Origin of the sequence: Pseudorhodobacter sp. E13 (genome assembly GCF_003991405.1) — a bacterium.
GTDB lineage: Bacteria > Pseudomonadota > Alphaproteobacteria > Rhodobacterales > Rhodobacteraceae > Pseudorhodobacter.
Map to the genome: position 1 here is coordinate 1 of NZ_RPEN01000149.1, position 18,235 is coordinate 18,235.

Sequence of the window (18,235 nt, forward strand, 5' to 3'; positions counted from 1 at the left end):
ATCCACCAACTTACGTCAGCTTCTCTACTAGGCCGATATGCGTCGGATAAAACGTCGAAACGTCCAAACCGCCCACATATCTCTTCAGATATCATCAATGTCAAAGAGCAGGGACACAAATAACTTGGAGCGCTGATAACTATCAGCGAACCAAACGCCTTATATCCAGAATTCTATTTCGCGGCTTTCGCCACTCCCTTCCGCGTCCCGTTCCGTCGTTTCCGACCGTCTGTTCGTCTTCGGTGAGGCAGCTTTTAGGTTCATGCGCCGGGAGCCGCAAGAGGAAAAATCACCTCTTTTGTCATTTTTCTGTTTCGCCCAATGTTTATTGGGGAAAATTCTGCTGCCTGCTGAAAGCTTGGGCAGAAGTGACCCAAGGGAAAGCCTGACCAAAGCGTCAGATTTGGCGATTCACTCCCGAATCTACATCGGGATTCGGCTGAATCGGCCCTGCTCGCCACGGGAATCACGGGTGACTCGGCCCCTGAAGTGCGCGGCTCAGGCCGAATAGGTGATTTGCCCCCCGCAAATCGTCAGTGCGATTCCCATATCCCCGATCTGTTCGGGGGTTGCGGCCTCGATATCACCAGACAGCATCACCAAATCTGCAGCCATACCAACCTTCAGGCAGCCCGTGACCTGCTCGCGGTGCGCAGCATAGGCACCACCATAGGTATAGGCGTGCAGGCTGTCATGCAGCGACACGCGCTCATCCACGCCCCCGGCATAGGCCGGGCGGGTTTGTGACGCCGCAAGCCCGCGCATCACCGACACATCTGTCACCGGCCAATCGCTGGCAAACGCCAGCTTGGCCCCCTGCGCGACCAGACTGCGGCACAGATAGGCATCGCGCCAACGCGCCGCGCCGATCACATCCATCGTGGGCTGCATCGCAAAATCCATCGCGCCGGGGGCATGGGGTGGTTGCAGACTGGCAATAATGCCCAAGGCCCCGAGGCGCGGCACATCCGCCGGATCAATCAGTTCTATATGTTCGATACGGTGGCGCATGTCGCGCAGGCCATTGGCACGGGCTGCGGCTTCATAGCCGTCGATCGTATTGCGCACGGCACCATCGCCAATCGCATGCACGGCAATCTGCAATCCGCGCCGGTCAATCTCGGTCGCCACTTCCGCGAAGCGGGACGCCGGGAACAGCGGCTCCGACCGATGCCCCACCTGCCCCGGATAGTCTTGCAGCATATAAGCCGTGCGGCTGTCGATCACGCCATCCATGAACATTTTCACAAAACCGCTTTGCAGCCAGTCGTCATGATAGTCGCGCGTCATCGCCTCGGCCCGGTCCAGCGCGCCCAGGTCCATATGGGGCTTGAAATGGAAGGGCACCTTGACGCGGGCCGTCAGCTTGCCTTCGCGGCGCAACCCGGCCAGCAGCTCCAACGTGAAGCGGTTGCCATCCATATTGACGATAGAGGTGATGCCATGCGCCGCACAATGGCGCAGCCCGGCAGCGACCTTGGCGCGGTCAATCGCCAGTTCAGCTTCCGAGGGCCATGGGCAAGGCTCCTCCCCCGTGGCGATGCCAAGGTTCAGCCGCGCCTCGCCGCCCAAGGCGATCACGGGGGCAAAGGCTTCGAATTCGCGCAACTCGCCCGTGGCGAGGCCGTCGGGGCCCATCACCACCTCATGCCCATGTGGGCAATCCATCCCGCTCAGGATGCCTGCGGCTTTCAGCGCGGCGGTATTGGCCCAGACGGTGTGATGATCGGCGGCGGTGATCGCGATGGGGCGATCCGGCAGAATGGCGTCAAGATCGGTGCGGGTCAGCGGATGATCAAGCATCGCATAGCTTGCCCCTTGCGCCATCAACAGCGGTGCCTGCGGGTTTTTCGCAGCGAAATCTGCAAAAGCCTGCCGCAGCGCTGGCAGCCCATAAAGGCCACCGACCTGAAGATGCGCCAGTTCCGCCCCGCCCAGAACCAGATGCAAATGACTTTCGACAAAGCCGGGCAGCAGCGTGCAGCCTGCCGCATCCACGATTTGGGTTTGCGGGCCGGCCATGGCCTCTACCCCTGCGCGCGACCCGACAGCCAGCACAAGGCCCCCACCCAAAGCAACAGCCTCAGCCACGGGGTTTGCGGGGTCCATCGTCAGAACCCGCGCGTTGGTGATGATGATCTCTGCCTGCATCCTGCCCCTTATGGCGCGCAGCCGCCGCGCCGTTTTCCGCTTCCTCGACTTCGTTGAAATATAGAGGCGCGCGCGCCCGTTCGGTCAAGCCATTAGGTGCCCCCCTGCCGGTATCGGGCTGAACCGGGCCTTCAAGGCGCGTGGAGCAGGAATTTGGGCAACGTTTTGGCGGAAATCCGAGCATTGCGCGCATGGCAGGGTTGACCCCTGCCCGCCCTTCGTTCTCTATCACTGGAAATGACAGTCTCCGGCGCGCGCCCGGCTTAATAGGGAATGACCACATGTCCAATCCATCCAGCCCCGGCAGCAGTGCTGGAAAATCGGTTCTCGCCTCTGACCTCAAGATCACTGGCGATATCGTGTCCAAAGGCAGTGTCGAAGTGATGGGCGAGGTGGATGGCTCTGTCACCGCAGACACGCTTGTCGTCAGCCATGAAGGCGCGATCAAGGGAACCATCGGTGCGAAAACGATTGATCTGCGCGGCAAGCTGAATGGCAAGATCGACAGTGCTGCGCTGACCCTGCGGTCGGCGGCGCAGGTGACGGCCGATGTCACCTATACAACCCTGTCCATCGAAAGCGGTGCGCAGGTCGAAGGCAATTTCAAGATGAAGAAGGCCTGAGCGGCGTCACCGCTGCGCAGGTGGGATCGAATAGGTCAGGCTGGCGCGGGCCACCACGTCCGCTGCCCCGTCAGAGCGGATCAGCACATCGCCCACGGCCAGAACCCGGCCCAGCTTGTGCAGGCGCGCTTGCGCCAGCAAAGCACGACCCGCTTCGGGTTTGCGCATGAAATCAATGCTGCAATTGGTGGTCACAGCCAAGGCCACAGGCCCGATCCGCGCCAGAATGGCCAGATACATTGCCACATCCGCCAGCGCGAACATGGAAGGCCCCGAGACGGTGCCACCGGGGCGCAAATGCCGGGCGTCCACGTTCAGCCGCACCTCCAGCATATCGTCATCCACATGGGTGACGGTGAAATCCTCGGCCACCTGCATGAATTCACGCGCCAAAAAGGCGGTCAGCGCCGCCTGATCCATCACAATCGCCATAAACCCTTTTACGCTCCTGTTCGGGAAAAGCCTTTTCCTTTGTCGCCCTTTGGCTAAACTTGCCCCGACTGCATAGCAAAACGAAAGACATGACAAGATGACAGACCCCATTCTGTTGCGCGAAGACCTCGGTGGTGGCATCGCGCGACTGACGCTGAACAGCCCCGGCAGCCTGAATGCACTGTCGGATGCCATGCTTGCGGCCCTGTCCGAAACGCTCAAAGCCTTTGCGCAGGACAAAGACACCAAGGTCATCATCCTGCGCGGGGCGGGAAAGGTGTTTTGCGCAGGCCATGACCTGAAGGAAATGCAAGCCGGGCGGCAGGCACCGGACAAAGGGGCGGCCTATTTCGCGGATCTGTTCGACCGTTGTGCCCAAGTGATGCAGGCCATCACCACCCTGCCGCAACCGGTGATCGCGCAGGCCCATGGCATCGCCACCGCCGCAGGCTGCCAGTTGGTCGCGACCTGTGACATGGCTGTCGCGGCCGAAGGCACGCGTTTTGGTGTGAACGGGGTGAATATCGGCCTGTTCTGTTCCACCCCCATGGTGGCACTGACCCGCAATGTGCATGCCAAACAGGCGTTTGAAATGCTGGTGACGGGCGAGTTTGTCGATGCCACCCGCGCGCGAGAGATCGGGCTGGTGAACCGCGTGGTCGCACCAGAGGCGCTGGAGGATGAAGCCCTTGCGCTTGCCCGCACCGTGGCGGGCAAGCTGGGTGCTGCCGTCCGCATCGGAAAACGCGCCTTTTACGATCAGGCGCAACTGTCGCTGGCCGATGCCTATGCCCATACGGCGGCGGTGATGGTGGAAAACATGCTGCTGCGCGATACCGATGAAGGAATCAGCGCGTTTTTGGAAAAGCGCCGCCCTGATTGGCACAAGTAGCGGCGTCTGGCAAAGCGCGATGGATATTTGATCCGGAAAGAAAGCAGGGGGCAGCACATGCGCCCCGCAGCATCGCTGGCTTTACGGGCTTTGTGCAACCAACCAACGCGACAGCAGCATCGCCGCGCAGGCCATGGCAAAGCTGGCCGCGATCATGCCCATCGGCCCGGCCCCTTCGAACAGGGCCGCAGCGACCAAAGGCGCGATGGCAGAGGCTCCGAGCGAGGAAATAGAGAGCATCCCGCTGATGGCACCGAAATGGGCGCGGCCAAGGCTTTCGGCCACCAGTGCCGGACGCAGGATCGTCATGATACCCATCGCGCCCCCCTGCAACGCCGCAAAGCCAAAGATCAACACAGGTGCGGCGCCCACGGCGGCCAATGCGCCAGAGGCCGCAAGCATCATCGCGATGGTGATGGCCAGAACCCGGCCCGTGCCCACGCGCGCCTCTACCTGCATCAGCACAAAGCGCCCCAAGGTTTGCGCGGGCCCGACGAGGGACGCGGCCAGAACCGCCCAACCATGGCTCACCCCCATGGCCACCAACAAAGGCACCAGAAAGCTGATCAATATCCAATGGTTCAGCCCGACAAGGCCGAACAGGCCCGCCAGCCCCCAGAACACCGGGCGGCGCAGGGCCTCCGCAACAAACCCTTTGCTGCCTGCCACCTCCACCTCCAGCGCGGTTTCGGCGCGGATGCTCTGGCAGGCAAACCAATGCAAGGGCGCGGTGATACAAAGCATCACAGCGGCGGCGACCATCACCGCCACGCGCCAGCCAAACGCCTCGGCCAAGGCGGCCCCTGCGGGGAAGGCAAGGGTAGAGGCCAGCCCCGCAACCAGCGTGACCCGGATGATCCGCGCGCGGGCCTCGACCCCATAGCGGCGCACCAGATAGGCAAAGGCCGCCTCATAGAGGCAGGCCGATTGCGCGGCCCCGATCACCGCCCAAAGCACCAGATAGGGAAGCGGCGCGCGCACTTGGGCAAGGCCCATCAGGGCCGCCCCGCCCAAAACCGCGCCACCAACCAGCAGCGCCTGCCCGCGGCCATCATCCACCAGCCGCCCCATCAGCGGCGCCAGCAGGGCCGAAACGCCAATCGCGACCATCGGGCCCAGCGCGAACAGGCGCTTATCCCAGCCCAGATCCGCCTCCATCGACAGGATCAGCGCGGCAAAGCTGTAGAACAGGCAGGCATACCCCAGCGTCTGCCCGGTGGCGAGCATCCAGACCCCAAGGCCCGCCGGGCGTTTCACTCGCCGCCCCGCATGGCCGGGCCTATCTCAGCCCAGCCTGTCACAGCCGGTAGATCGCGCGGAATTTCGTTTCCAGATAATCCAGCAACGGCCCTTCATGCGGCTCAAACCCACAGGCGCGGGAGATCACCTCTTGCGGCGTGTAAAGCCCGCCGTGGCGCTGCACATTGTTGCGCAGCCAGCCCGTTGCCGCTGCGGTATCGCCTTCGGCCAGTTGCGCATCCAGATCCGGGACTGCCTTGCGCAGCGCCTCATGCAGACAGCCCGCATAAAGATTGCCCAGCGAATAGGTCGGAAAATAGCCGAACAACCCGATAGACCAATGCACATCCTGCAAGACCCCGTTCGACGGCTTGTCCACCGGAAAGCCGAAATCGGCGCGGAACCTGTCATTCCACGCGGCTTCCAGATCGGCCACGGCCAGATCGCCGGAAATCAGCGCACGCTCCAGATCAAAGCGCAGCATGACATGCAGGTTATATTGCACCTCATCGGCCTCGGTGCGGATATAGCCCGCGCGCACCTTGTTGACGGTGCCGTAAAACGCCTCGGCATCGCGCTGGGTGAAATCAGGGAATTGCCTGCGCATCTGGCCTAGCAGCCAGCCGGTAAAGGCGCGGCTGCGGCCAAGCTGGTTTTCATAAATCCGGCTTTGGCTTTCATGCACGCCCATGGACACACCCTGCCCCAAGGGCGTCAGCCCATAGTCCGGGTCGATCCCTTGTTCATAGCAGGCGTGGCCGACCTCATGGATGGTGGAATAAAAGCAGTTGAACGGATCGCTTTCCTCGACCCGCGTGGTGATGCGCACATCCGCCCCCGACCCTGCCGAGAAAGGATGCACCGACAGGTCCAGCCGCCCCTTGTCCCAGTCATAGCCGAAGGCGGTCGCAAGGCTGCGGGCAATGCGCATCTGGCCTTCGGTGCTGAACCGGCCTTCCAGCGGCTCGGGCTGATGCGGCGCCTCCAGCACCGCGCCGCGCAATTCCACCAGACGCGGGCGCATCCGGTCAAACATCGCGCCAAGGCTGGCAGCGGTGGCCCCCGGTTCATAATCGTCAACCAGCGCGTCATAGGCATCATTGCCTTGCGCAAGGCATTGCCCCTCTTGGCGCCGCAGGTCGATCACCTCTTTCAGATTGGGCAGAAAGGCCGCCACATCATTGCTGGCGCGGGCATCGGCCCAAACCCCTTGCGCGGTCGAGGTGGCACGGGCGACCGCCTCGGCCAGATCAGCGGGAATACGCGAGGCGCGGGTGAAGCTGCGGCGGATATGGCGCAATTGGGCCTTGGCCACGTCATCCTTCGCCTCGGCCTCGTCCAGCCACGCCTCAATGCGCGGATCGGTGCGGCGGGCGTGCAAAACGCCTTCCAGCGCTGCCCGCTCCTCGGCGCGTTGCACCGCAGCGCCGCGCGGCATCGTGGTTTCCTGATCCCATTCCAACCGCCCCGAGATTTGCCCCAAAGCCTCTGTCCGGCGCTGGAAGGCCATCAAGGCCTCAAACGCGTCTGCCCGAATATTCATGCCGTCCCTTTCCGGATGGACCCTTGCCGCGGGTATTGTGACAAATGCCGCGCCCGCAGGATCAGCACCCACAAGATCACAGCACCGATCTGATGCGCAATCGCCGTATGCAGTTGCGCCGCCGTCAACACCGCCGCAATGCCCAGAACCACCTGACCAAACAGCATGGTCATCACCCAGTCAAAAGCCTGCCGCGTGCTACGATGCGCCGATTTGCGCCCCTTCAGCCACACCATGATGCCAAAGGCGAACAGGGCATAGCCTGCCATCCGGTGAATGAATTGCACCAGACCGGGGTTTTCAAAGAAGGCATGCCAGACAGGCAAGCTGCCCCCGGCCCCATCCGGCACATAAAACGCATCCGCCGGAAAGAACTGTCCGTTCATATCGGGCCATGTTGGAAAGCCGCGCCCCGCGTCAATGCCTGCGACCAAAGCGCCAAGCAGGATTTGCAGAAAAGCGAAATGCAGCAGGCCCGTCGACAACCCGAACAGCTTACCCTCCCGCGCGCGGCGGGCTTGCAGCAGGTCGGCCTCGGTCCGGCCCAGCAGGAAAACATACCACGCGATAAAGCCAAGGATGATAAAGGCCAACCCCAGATGCGTTGCCAAGCGGTAAGAGGCCACATCGACCCGCTCTCCTCCAAGCCCGGATGACACCATCCACCAACCAATCGCACCTTGCAAACCACCCAAAGCGCCGATCCAGAACAAGCGCCCCGTCCAACCCACGGGAATTTTCCGCGCCGCCAGAAAGCCAAGAAACCCAACCGCCCAGACAATCCCGATCACGCGGCCAAGCTGGCGATGCCCCCATTCCCACCAATAGATGAACTGGAACTCTGAAAGGCTCATGCCTTTGTTTTGCAATTGATACTCGGGGATCGCGCGGTATTTCTCAAACTCCACGGCCCAGGCTGCCTCGCTCATCGGCGGCAAAGCGCCGGTGACGGGTCGCCATTCCGTGATCGACAGGCCGCTATCGGTCAAACGGGTCAATCCGCCGACCACGATCATCGCCATCACCAACCCGAACAACAGCATCAGCCACAGCCGAATGCCCCCCCGCGCGCCGCCGTCTTTGCGCGCAATCATCCCGCCCTTAGGCGAGACAGGCTTTGCAACCTCACCAACATCCTCAAAAATACTACGTTTTCCGGCCATTGCAGCGCCTCCGATATCATCGCGGCAAAGACTAGGCCGCGCCTTTGCCAGCTTCAAGGCCCCCCGGCATCTATGCCGCAGGGGAAACACCAGCCCCGGACGCGGCTGGTCAACAGCCACATGCGCCATTTTTACAACGCCACAAATCGTGATTGGCCCATCTCTGTCGCTCGCAGTGCAGACAGGGTAAAAGATGGCAACTGATTTTCTGCCAGATAAGAATGGACTGATCATGAAAAAAGCTCTGCTCGTCGCCGCCCTGTTTGCAACCGCCCCGTTTGCCGCTGTTGCAGGTAGCTTGGATACCGCCGCGGACACTCAGGTGCCGGCCCCGATGCCGCTGGCGAAAAGCCCGGCGCTGGTGTTCAAACTGCGCGCAGGTGTCGGCGCTGCACCGGAATATTTCGGAGCCAAAGACCTGAAAGCCGGACCGGATTTCAGCTTCAGCCTTGAATATCTGCGCCTGCCGGGTGGCCGCTCCATCGGCTCGGCCGATCCGAATGCGCAGAACTACGGCTTCGCCCCGCGCGGCTCTTTCCGCTATATTGCCAAGCGTTCGGCCAAGGACAGCCCCGAACTGGCAGGTCTGGCAGATGTGAAAGCCTCTGTCGAAATCGGGCTTGGCCTTGGCTATACCCAGCGCAACTTCGAAGCTTTCGCGGATGTGCGCTACGGGGCCATTGGCCACCACGCCTGGGTTGGTGAAATCGGCGCCAATGCCGTGATGCACCCGACCGAGCAATTGACCCTGCGCGTCGGTCCGCGCGTCTTCTTTGGTGACAGTGATTACGCCAACACATATTTCGGCGTGGCTGCTGCCACCGCAACGCTGCCCGCCTATACCGCCAAAGGTGGCGCGCTCAGCGCGGGGCTGGAATTGGGCGCAACCTACAAGATCGACGACAACTGGGGGCTTGATGGCGCCCTGCGTTGGGACAAATACCTCGGCGATGCAAAATCCTCGCCCATCGTGCTGCAAGGCAAGGACAACAATGTCAGCCTGCGCCTTGGCGTGACGCGTCGCTTCTCTATCGGCGGCTGATCCAGTCTACATAATGTTAAAAGGGGCCCGCAACGGCCCCTTTTTTCATGCCTTCCGGCGTTATCTGATCAAAAATATCCTCCACGCACTGCTGCCCCCCTGCGCTGCGCGGAACAAGGGCCGCGCCCGTGGGCTCATTCGTTCCACCGCCGCGCAATCTGGCGCAACATGCCGTGAAAGGTTGCCACTTCGGCCTTGGTCAGCCCCAGCCGCGCCCACATGTTGCGCAGGCTTTGCTTCATTCCCGGCACCTTTGCGGGCGGAAAAAAGAAGCCCGCATCCGTCAGCTTTTCCTCAAAATGGTCGCCCAGCTTTTCCACTTCCACCCGGCTGGCGAAATCCGTGCGGTTAAACTCCATCACCACAGGGGCCGGGGCCTCGGTCTGCCGCCGCCATTCATACCCCATCAGCAACACGCATTGCGCAAGGTTCAGGCTTGGGAAATCCGGGTTGACGGGCACAGTCACAATCGCATTGGCCAACACGACATCGTCGTTTTCCAAACCTGCCCGCTCTGGCCCGAACATCACGCCCACTTTCTTGCCCGCCGCCACCAAGGCGCGCGCTTCGGCCATCGCCCCTTCGGGCGTGAAAACCGGCTTGGTCAACTCCCGCCCGCGCGCCGTGGTCGCAAAGACATAGTCGCAATCGCCAATCGCGGCCTGCACATCGGCATAGGGCCCCGCCGTTTCCAGCAGCCGCCCCGCGCCCGAGGCCATGGCCACCGCTTTCGGGCTGGGCCAGCCATCGCGCGGATCGACCACGCGCAACCGCTCCAACCCGAAGTTCAGCATCGCGCGCGCAGCCGCCCCGATATTTTCACCCATCTGCGGGCGCACCAGCACGAAAACGGGCGGCACCTGATCAGCAACGGGGATTGGGGCGTCAGTCATGGTCTTTATCCTGCTTGTGGGGATTTTCGCGCCTGATACGCTCCCCCCCATCGCTTGACAAGTAAAGCTGCGCAATTGGCGCAGGCCATTCCGCGTTTCACAAAATCGCGGCCTGCCAAGTAGCCAAGCCCGAGAATCTGCGCTAAAGCGCCTCAACGCAATTGGAGTGCCCCCCATGTCTGACGCAGAGCGCCCGCAGATCTACCTCATCACACCGCCCGCCTTTGAAATCGACCCTTTCGCCGAGACGCTCAAATCCGTGCTCGACACGCATGAGATTGCCTGCCTGCGCCTAAGCCTTGCCGCCCGCGATGAGGACCAGCTTTCGCGGGCCGCCGATGCGCTGCGCGAAGTGGCCCATGCCCGCGATGTGGCGATTGTGGTGGAAGATCATGTGCTTTTGGCCGACCGTCTTGGCCTTGACGGTGTGCATCTGACCGACACGCGCAAGAATATCCGCAAATTGCGCACCGAAATGGGCGCAGATGCGATCATCGGCGCTTTCTGCGGCACCACCCGCCATGATGGCATGAATGCCGCCGAGGCCGGGGCCGATTACGTCTCGTTCGGTCCGGTCGGGGCCAGCACGCTTGGCGATGGCAACAGCGCCGATTTTGAGGTTTTTGAGTGGTGGACCGAGATGATCGAGGTTCCCGTGGTCGCCGAAGGCGCGCTGACGGTAGAATTGATCGCGAAATTCGGGCCTGTCACCGATTTCTTTGGCATCGGCACCGAGATCTGGGGGCAAGACAACCCGTCCGCCGCGCTGAAAACCCTGCTCGCACCGCTGGGCTAAGGCTGCACGGCGGGTGGTGTGGCGTCAAACCCGTTGCGGATCACCGTTTCGCAATGGGCCGCCAGTTCTTTGCGGCCCTTGAAATCATCCACCGCCACCGGGCTGTGAAAGATCACATCAACGCGGCCTTGCAGGGGTTGCGCCAGCACCCGCAGCAAATGCGGCGCGAAATCCATCGCCCCCCACCAGCCATAAAGCCGCGGGTCCGCGCCCTCTGGCGCCACATAGCGCAGCGAGACGGGCTGAATATGCATCACATGTTCCATGCCATGCGTGAAAAAAGCCGCGAAAAGCGTTGATTTGAAGGGCAGAACCCGCAAGCTGTCGGTGCTGGTGCCTTCGGGAAAGAACAGCAACCGATGGCCCGCGCGCAGCCGTTCCTCGAACAGGGCTTGCTGGGCCTTTGCCTCTGCCGGGTCGCGCGCGATAAACACGGTTCCGGTCGCCCGCGCCAACCAGCCGATGCCCGGCCATTGCGCCACCTCGGCCTTGGACACGAAATACACCCGGTCACAGGCGTTCAGCACAAAAATATCCAGCCATGACGCATGGTTGGCCACCACCGCCCCACGCGCCTGCATCGGCGTGCCGCGCAGGGTCAGCCGCAACCCCATGATGCGCAGCACAGCGCGGCACACGGTTTGGGTGATGAAAGGGGTAACGGGCCGCGCCTTGCCGCATAGCGGGGCCTCTATCGCGCGGGCCAAAAGCAGCAGCATCAACCCGCCATAGGTCACAAGGAAAAAAGGGATGATGCGCAGGATCACCCGCAGCCAGCCCAAGCCACCAATCGCCGCATGCCGTGGCTTATCCTCGCGCCAATCGCTCATTCCGGTTTGCTTTCCTTGCGCTGGTAATAGCGACGATGCCGCGCCGACATTTGCGCCGTATCCATCACAAGGCATACATCGGTTGTGTTGAACGCATGATCGACAAAGGCGCCATCACCGACAAAACCACCCAGCCGCAAGTAGGCCTTGATCAAGGCCGGGGTGCCCAGCATCGCGGCTTTGCGGTCAATCTGATCCTCGGGCAGCAAATCCATCCGCTGCGCATGGGGGCCAATGGCGCGCACCCGCAGACCCTCGGGCGCAAGGTGATGGTGGTGCAGATAGGACAAAGGCTGTGCCAATGCGCCCGTGTCGGTGCCATGAAAGCTTGCCGCGCCAAACAGAATTTCGATGCCCCGGCCCAACACATAATCGGCCAACGCATTCCACAAAAGGAACATTGCTGTGCCCCCGCGATAGTCTGGATGCACGCAAGACCGCCCTAATTCCAACATCTGCCGCCCCGTGGCCCGCAACGCCGACAGATCGAATTCCCCTTCGGAATAAAATCGTTGCCCGGCGGTCAATCGCGCCCCCGGCAGCAACCGATAAACCCCCACCACATCATCCAGCGCGGCGGCATCGCGGCGTTTGTCGATCAGCAGCAAATGGTCAAACAGCGGATCAAAGGCATCACGCTCCAACCGCGCGTCGTGATCGACCAAGGGGCCTTCTGCGCCCAATTCCTCGACAAACACGCCATAGCGAAGCCGCTGCGCCGCCGCCAGATCGCGGGCATCCTGCGCCAGCCTCAGCGTGAAATGGCTTTCGTCGGCTTGCATCTGCTTCCCAAACCCTTGTTTCAGGCTCTAATTAGGCCTGCATCCGAAAGGATGCAACCGCGGCTCGCACAGGCAAAACTTGCGCTGCGGCCACAGGCTTCAATCTTTAATTGAATATTAACCTTGTTCACCCTAGTCTTTGTTTCCCAAGCCGAAAATCGGCTCCAACCCTATGACGCGGCCATCAATCGTAACCTTGCCCTGATGTTCAAAGTTCACCGTGATCCGGTCACCGATACGCGATTGCACTTGCCCAAGGCCCCAATCGGGCTGCTGCGGGTGCCGCACAATCATCCCCGGCTCTAGAATCGAATTCATCTTATTGCCCCCAAGCAGGATATCTAAATGACAGACCACGCCGATCTCGCTGCCCTTCTCGGGTCTCGCATCTGCCATGACCTTATCAGCCCGATTGGCGCTATCGGCAATGGGGTGGAACTGCTGATGATGGAAAACAACACGCCCTCGCCCGAACTGGCGCTGATTGCGGAAAGCGTGGCGGCGGCGAATGCGCGCATCCGGTTTTTCCGTGTGGCCTTTGGGCTGTCAGGCGGGGATCAGCGGATCGGGCGGCCAGAGCTGACAAAGACATTGGCCGACACCACCCAAGGCGGGCGGATCAGCATCGACTGGCAGCGCCCCGGCGATGCCCTGCGGCGCGAGGCAAAGCTCGCGTTTCTGGCGATTCTGTGCTGTGAAAGCGCGCTCGCCTTCGGCGGCCGCATCACCATAACGCAGGAAGAGGCGAAATGGCACATCGTGGCGCAGGCCGAACGGCTGCGCATTGATGCCGACCTGTGGGACAGCCTGTCCAAACCGGGGCCAGAGCTTTCGCCCGCGCAGGTCCATTTTGCCTTGCTCCCGGCAGAGCTGAGCGTGCAAGACCAGCGGCTGCGCGTGCAAATCTCCGACACGGAAATCAAGCTCAGCTTCTGAGGCCGCATTGACCGCCTGTCGTTGCCGTGTATCGTTGGCTGACAGAAGCCGCGATAAAGGTTCACCATGCCCCAGAAGAATGCCGCCGCCTGCCTGATGGGCGCGCTTGTGGGCGATGCCGCCGCCCTTGGCCTGCATTGGATCTATGATCCCGCCCGCATCGCCGCTGTGGCACAGGCCCAAGGTCATGCGGCCTTCACCCCGCTGGACCCACGGCATTTTGATGGTGTTCCGTCCTATTTCGCACATGGCCTGCGGCCAAAAGGGGGCATGACCCAATATGGCGAGGTGCTGCATCTGGCCATCAGAACCCTGATCGCGGGTGATGGCAGGTTGGATACGCCACGCTATCAACAGGCTTATGCAGCGCATTTCGGGCCGGGCGGGGCCTATTGCGGCTATATCGACCGGGTCACCCGTGGCACCTTGCACAACCTTGCCGCAGGCCAGACAGACCCTTCCGGCATCGACGATGACCAATTGCCCGCCGTGGCGAGCCTGCCCGCGATTGTTGTGGCAGGCTTGGGTGCCGAGGATCTGTCCACCACCGTTGCCCGCGCGATCCGCGTCACCAATGTGAATGATGCCGCGCTGGATTATGGCATGGTGGTCGCCGCTTTGCTGTCGATGGTGCTGGGCGGCCATCCTGTGCGCGACGCGCTTCACGCGGTCGCGGCTGGCACTGGCGGCGAGATCGGCGCTGCGCTGACGGCGGCCCTGACTGCACCGCAGGCATCCGTCGACTACGCCGAAATCACGGGCCGCGCCTGCCATCTGCCGATGGGGGTGCCGCTGGCCTTCCACATCCTCGCCCGCGCAAACGCTTATGCCGATGCGATAGAGACAAACATCCGCGCAGGCGGCGACAGTGCCGGACGGGCCATCATCATCGGCGCGGTGATGGGCGCGGCGCATGGGCTTGGCGGCGAATCTGGCATCCCGGCCGATTACCTGCTTCACCTGCATGACGGTGCCACCCTGTGGCGCAACTGCCAGATGTTGGCGGCTCAGGCATGACCGCTTACGCCGACCTTCGCGCCGCCAGCTTCCCCGCAGATCTCCCCGCCCTGCGCCAGCTTTTCTTGGGCTATATTGAGGCGCTCTGCACCGAAATGCCGGAAAACCGCGATGCCATCACCCAGAAATACAGCCCCGAAGCGGTAGAGGCATGGCTGCTCAAGTTCGAACAGCTACACCGCCCGCCGCTTGGCGCCTTGCTCATCGCGTGGAAAGGCGAAACGCCCTTGGCCTGCGGCATGCTCCGCAGCTTTGCCCCCGGCATTGCCGAGGTGCAGCGGCTCTATGTCACCCCCGCCGCGCGCGGCTTGGGGTTGGCCCGCCAGATCAGCCTTGCCTTGATGGATCACGCGCGCAGCAACGGCTTTCACACCATCAGGCTGGATACAGCCCGCCCGCTCACCGCCGCCATCGCACTTTATCGGTCGCTGGGGTTCAAGGAACGCAGCCCCTATCACACCGAGTCGCCGCAGATGGATCACTTCATCCTTTACTTCGAACGCCCGCTGTGACGGCTGATTTCATCTTGGCCCAAATACCTCCCCGCCGGAGGCGTCCGCGCTTTGCCGCAGTCAACTCCGGCAGGTGCCATCGCCTGTCACCAGATATTTGAAACTGGTCAGTTGCTCGGCCCCCACAGGCCCGCGCGCATGCATCTTGCCCGTCGCAATCCCGATCTCGCCGCCCATGCCAAACTCCCCGCCATCGGCAAACTGGGTCGAGGCGTTGCGCATCAGGATCGCACTGTCGAGCCGTTGAAAGAACCGCGCGGCGGTGGCGTCATTCTCAGTCAAAATCGCCTCGGTATGCTGCGAGCCATAGGTGCGGATATGCGCAATCGCCCCGTCCACCCCGTCCACGATCTTGGCGGCGATGATCATATCCAGAAACTCACGCCCGAAATCATCCGGCTGGGCCGCCACCACGCCCGGAACCTGCGCAATCTCGCCCGCGCCGCGCACCTCGACCCCGGCGGCCAGCAAATCCTCGATCAGCACCGCGCCATGCTTTGCCCAAAAGGCGCGGTCAATCAGCAAACATTCCGCCGAGCCGCAAATCCCGGTGCGCCGCGTCTTGGCGTTCAACACCACCGCGCGCGCCTTGGTCACATCGGCATCGCCATCGGCATAGACGTGGCAAATCCCTTCCAGATGCGCAAAGACCGGCACCCGCGCCTCGCGCTGCACAAGGCCCACCAAGCCCTTGCCGCCGCGCGGCACGATCACGTCAATATACTCCACCGCCCGCAGCATTTCGGCCACCATCGCACGGTCGCGCGTGGGAATAAGCTGGATCGCCGCCGCAGGCAAACCCGCTTGCACGCAGCCTTTGACCATGCAGGCATGAATCGCGCTGGAGGAATGAAAACTCTCGGACCCGCCGCGCAAGATCACCGCATTGCCTGCTTTCAGGCACAAGGCACCTGCATCCGCGGTCACGTTGGGGCGGGATTCGTAAATCACACCGACAACGCCCAAAGGCGTGCGCACCCGCTGAATATGCAGGCCCGTGGGCCGATCCCATTCGGCAATCACATCGCCCACCGGATCGCGCTGTTCGGCAATGGTGCGCAACGCATCAACGATGCCACGGATACGGTTTTCATCCAGCAGCAAACGGTCCAGCATTGCCGGGGTCAGCCCCTTGTCGCGGCCATAGTCCATATCCTTGGCATTGGCTGCAATGATATCCGCCCGCGCGGCCCAGACCGCCTCGGCGGCACCGATCAGCGCGGCATGTTTCCGCTCGGCACTGGCATAGGCCAGTTCCGCCGCTGCATCGCGCGCCGCCCGGCCAATGCCTGCCATCATTTCGGTCATGTTCACCGCGTCCATGCCAGCACCTCTTGTAAAACTGCCACCGGATTAGACTTTTTGCCCCCGCTTTGCAATCGGTGGGAAAAGGCAATGGCCCCGCTTTGCCCAGCATGATAACCAGAAAGCTGAAAGATCAGGTATGCCAAAACCGTGACAACAGAACCGCTGCCCGCCACTGTCGAGACGTCCGCCACCAAGGACGAAACCCGCATCGCCCTGCGCGGGGCGTTTTCGCTGGCGGCGCTGTCTGATCTGGTCGCCAAGCTGCAAGACTGCCAAGGCGCAGTGACGCTGGACCTGTCAGGGGTAACGCGCCTTGATACCAGCGCGGCTTGGGCGATCGTTACCGCTGAAGCCGCTGCAAAGGCCAAGAACCAGCCCTTCACCCTGACCGGGCTGAGTGATGATTCCAAAACACTTCTGGCCACCGTGGCCAAGGCCATGCCCGAGCCTGATACAGTGCCCCCCACAAGGAAAACGCTGGTCGATTGGGTAGAGGTGACTGGCCGCAAGGTCGCGGCGACCTTTGATTTCGGCTTGCAGCTTCTGGGCTATCTTGGCCTGTTTCTGCACCGTTTGGCGCGATCTGTCGTGCGGCCCAGCAATTTCCGTTTCACCGCCCTTGTGCATCACTGCCAAGAGGTTGGCGTCAAGGCGGTGCCCATTGTTGCGCTGATGTCATTTCTGATCGGGGTGGTGCTGGCCTTCCAAGGCTCCACCCAGTTGCGGCAATTCGGGGCCGAGGTGTTTGTGGTCGATCTTATCGCCGTGTCCATCCTGCGCGAGTTGGGGATTTTGCTGACCGCGATCATCGTCGCGGGGCGCACGGCTTCGGCCTTCACGGCGGCCATCGGCTCCATGAAAATGCGCGAGGAAATCGACGCCATGCGCACCTTGGGCATTGACGTGGCCGATGCGCTGTTCGTGCCGCGTATTCTGGCCCTGCTGCTGATGCTGCCCATCCTTGGCCTGATCGCGAATCTGTCGGGCCTGATCGGCGGCGGGCTGATGTCATGGATTGATCTGGGCATCTCGCCCGGCATGTTCCAGACCCGCCTGATCGAAAATACCGGCATCTGGCATTTGCTGGTCGGCATCATCAAGGCCCCGTTCTTTGCGCTGATCATCGGCATCGTCGGCTGTCACGCCGGGATGCAGGTGGGCAGCAATGCCGAAAGCCTTGGGCAGCAAACCTCGGCCTCGGTGGTCACGGCGATTTTCGCGGTGATCGTCACCGATGCGATCTTTTCCATCTTTTTCGCACAGGTGGGCGTATGACAAACGCAGACCAAAGCCGCGAAACCGTCATCCGCATCAGGGGCCTGCGCAACCAGTTTGGCCGCCATGTCGTGCATGAAAACCTTGATCTAGATGTTTACCGGGGCGAGGTGTTGGGCGTTGTCGGCGGCTCTGGCACCGGGAAATCCGTTCTGCTCCGCTCCATCTCCGGGCTGCAAATCCCGACGGCGGGCGAAATTGACGTGCTGGGCACCAATGTTCTGACCGCCTCCGATGATCAACGCACCGCGCTCGAGCAGCGCTGGGGTGTGATGTTTCAGGATGGCGCGCTGTTTTCCTCGCTCAATGTGCGCGAGAATATCGAAGTGCCGATGCGCCATGTCGAAGGGCTAAGCCCAAAGCTGCGCAGTCAGATGGCCGACCTGAAAATCTCGCTGGCCGGGTTGCCCTATCTGGCGGGCGATAAATTCCCCTCGGAACTGTCGGGCGGCATGCGTAAACGCGCCGGCCTTGCCCGCGCGCTGGCGCTGGACCCCGAAATCTTGTTTCTGGATGAACCCACCGCCGGGTTGGACCCGATTGGTGCCGCCGATTTCGATATCCTGATCCGGCAGCTTTCCAAAAGCATGGGCCTGACGGTCTTTCTCGTGACGCATGATCTTGATACGCTGCACGCAACCTGTGACCGTATCGCCGTTCTGGCCGAGAAACGCGTGCTGGTCACCGGCACGATGAAAGAGATGCTGGCGGTCGAACACCCGTGGGTGCATGAATATTTCCACGGCCCCCGCGCCCGCGCCGCGATGGATGCCATACCTGCGAAGAAAGACGGTTAGAACC

19 protein-coding genes are annotated in these 18,235 nt (G+C 62.0%); 9 read left to right on the forward strand and 10 right to left on the reverse strand.

What is annotated here, in order from left to right:
- Positions 1–498: 498 nt before the first annotated feature.
- Positions 499–2,151: an amidohydrolase gene (locus EGN72_RS05325; RefSeq protein ID WP_127045620.1), complete on the reverse strand. Its 1,653-nt coding sequence runs from the start codon at positions 2,149–2,151 to the stop codon at positions 499–501.
- Between the two features lie 281 nt (positions 2,152–2,432).
- On the opposite strand from EGN72_RS05325, the gene EGN72_RS05330 reads away from it, so the two are divergent.
- Positions 2,433–2,774 (forward strand): polymer-forming cytoskeletal protein, encoded by a 342-nt coding sequence (locus EGN72_RS05330; RefSeq protein WP_127045621.1) that lies wholly within the window; start codon positions 2,433–2,435, stop codon positions 2,772–2,774.
- Positions 2,775–2,780: 6 nt separating this feature from the next.
- On the opposite strand, the gene EGN72_RS05335 is transcribed toward EGN72_RS05330, so the two are convergent.
- On the reverse strand, positions 2,781–3,206 hold the full coding sequence (locus tag EGN72_RS05335; RefSeq protein WP_127045622.1) for a PaaI family thioesterase: 426 nt from the start codon (positions 3,204–3,206) through the stop codon (positions 2,781–2,783).
- 97 nt (positions 3,207–3,303) lie between these two features.
- Between EGN72_RS05335 and EGN72_RS05340 the strand changes: the two genes are divergently transcribed.
- Positions 3,304–4,098, forward strand: coding sequence for an enoyl-CoA hydratase (locus tag EGN72_RS05340; protein ID WP_127045623.1), 795 nt, complete (start codon positions 3,304–3,306; stop codon positions 4,096–4,098).
- Positions 4,099–4,179: 81 nt separating this feature from the next.
- Here EGN72_RS05340 and EGN72_RS05345 read toward each other — a convergent pair whose 3' ends face one another.
- Genes EGN72_RS05345 through ctaA form a run of 3 tightly spaced genes read right to left on the reverse strand, consistent with a single transcriptional unit; the run spans position 4,180 to position 8,043 of the window.
- Positions 4,180–5,355, reverse strand: a complete 1,176-nt coding sequence (locus tag EGN72_RS05345; RefSeq protein WP_127045624.1) for an MFS transporter — start codon at positions 5,353–5,355, stop codon at positions 4,180–4,182.
- A gap of 40 nt (positions 5,356–5,395) precedes the next feature.
- Entirely contained in the window at positions 5,396–6,880 is a 1,485-nt protein-coding gene (locus EGN72_RS05350; protein WP_127045625.1) for a carboxypeptidase M32, read from the reverse strand.
- Positions 6,877–8,043, reverse strand: a complete 1,167-nt coding sequence (ctaA, locus tag EGN72_RS05355; protein ID WP_127045626.1) for a heme A synthase — start codon at positions 8,041–8,043, stop codon at positions 6,877–6,879. The genes EGN72_RS05350 and ctaA overlap by 4 nt, the downstream gene beginning before the upstream one ends.
- Positions 8,044–8,275: 232 nt before the next feature.
- On the opposite strand from ctaA, the gene EGN72_RS05360 reads away from it, so the two are divergent.
- The gene (locus EGN72_RS05360) at positions 8,276–9,085 is read left to right on the forward strand and encodes a MipA/OmpV family protein (protein ID WP_127045627.1); all 810 of its coding nucleotides are present in this window, start codon (positions 8,276–8,278) and stop codon (positions 9,083–9,085) included.
- A gap of 134 nt (positions 9,086–9,219) precedes the next feature.
- Here EGN72_RS05360 and EGN72_RS05365 read toward each other — a convergent pair whose 3' ends face one another.
- Positions 9,220–9,978, reverse strand: coding sequence for an RNA methyltransferase (locus EGN72_RS05365; RefSeq protein ID WP_127045628.1), 759 nt, complete (start codon positions 9,976–9,978; stop codon positions 9,220–9,222).
- A 175-nt stretch (positions 9,979–10,153) separates the two neighbouring features.
- Here EGN72_RS05365 and EGN72_RS05370 point away from each other — a divergent pair, with 175 nt between their 5' ends.
- Positions 10,154–10,774 carry a thiamine phosphate synthase gene (locus EGN72_RS05370; protein WP_127045629.1) on the forward strand — a complete coding sequence of 207 codons (621 nt, stop codon included), beginning with the start codon at positions 10,154–10,156 and terminating at the stop codon, positions 10,772–10,774.
- Here EGN72_RS05370 and EGN72_RS05375 read toward each other — a convergent pair.
- From EGN72_RS05375 to EGN72_RS05385, 3 genes are all read right to left on the reverse strand, one after another.
- A complete protein-coding gene (locus tag EGN72_RS05375; protein ID WP_127045630.1) occupies positions 10,771–11,604 on the reverse strand; it encodes a 1-acyl-sn-glycerol-3-phosphate acyltransferase in 834 nt (277 codons plus the stop codon). The genes EGN72_RS05370 and EGN72_RS05375 overlap by 4 nt on opposite strands.
- On the reverse strand, positions 11,601–12,386 hold the full coding sequence (locus EGN72_RS05380) for a GNAT family N-acetyltransferase (protein WP_127045631.1): 786 nt from the start codon (positions 12,384–12,386) through the stop codon (positions 11,601–11,603). Before EGN72_RS05380 ends, EGN72_RS05375 begins: the two co-directional genes overlap by 4 nt.
- A gap of 132 nt (positions 12,387–12,518) precedes the next feature.
- Complete coding sequence (locus EGN72_RS05385; protein ID WP_127045632.1) at positions 12,519–12,704, reverse strand: DUF3553 domain-containing protein; 186 nt, start codon at positions 12,702–12,704, stop codon at positions 12,519–12,521.
- Positions 12,705–12,731: 27 nt separating this feature from the next.
- Here EGN72_RS05385 and EGN72_RS05390 point away from each other — a divergent pair, with 27 nt between their 5' ends.
- From EGN72_RS05390 to EGN72_RS05400, 3 genes are all read left to right on the forward strand, one after another.
- A complete protein-coding gene (locus EGN72_RS05390) occupies positions 12,732–13,322 on the forward strand; it encodes a histidine phosphotransferase family protein (RefSeq protein ID WP_127045633.1) in 591 nt (196 codons plus the stop codon).
- 66 nt (positions 13,323–13,388) lie between these two features.
- Positions 13,389–14,339: an ADP-ribosylglycohydrolase family protein gene (locus EGN72_RS05395; RefSeq protein ID WP_127045634.1), complete on the forward strand. Its 951-nt coding sequence runs from the start codon at positions 13,389–13,391 to the stop codon at positions 14,337–14,339.
- Positions 14,336–14,851 (forward strand): GNAT family N-acetyltransferase, encoded by a 516-nt coding sequence (locus EGN72_RS05400; RefSeq protein WP_127045635.1) that lies wholly within the window; start codon positions 14,336–14,338, stop codon positions 14,849–14,851. Before EGN72_RS05395 ends, EGN72_RS05400 begins: the two co-directional genes overlap by 4 nt.
- 60 nt (positions 14,852–14,911) lie before the next feature.
- On the opposite strand, the gene EGN72_RS05405 is transcribed toward EGN72_RS05400, so the two are convergent.
- Positions 14,912–16,174 (reverse strand): glutamate-5-semialdehyde dehydrogenase, encoded by a 1,263-nt coding sequence (locus EGN72_RS05405; RefSeq protein WP_127045636.1) that lies wholly within the window; start codon positions 16,172–16,174, stop codon positions 14,912–14,914.
- A gap of 132 nt (positions 16,175–16,306) precedes the next feature.
- Between EGN72_RS05405 and EGN72_RS05410 the strand changes: the two genes are divergently transcribed.
- The gene (locus EGN72_RS05410; protein ID WP_199743705.1) at positions 16,307–17,434 is read left to right on the forward strand and encodes an ABC transporter permease; all 1,128 of its coding nucleotides are present in this window, start codon (positions 16,307–16,309) and stop codon (positions 17,432–17,434) included.
- Positions 17,431–18,231 carry an ABC transporter ATP-binding protein gene (locus EGN72_RS05415; protein ID WP_127045638.1) on the forward strand — a complete coding sequence of 267 codons (801 nt, stop codon included), beginning with the start codon at positions 17,431–17,433 and terminating at the stop codon, positions 18,229–18,231. Before EGN72_RS05410 ends, EGN72_RS05415 begins: the two co-directional genes overlap by 4 nt.
- Positions 18,232–18,235: the final 4 nt, after the last annotated feature.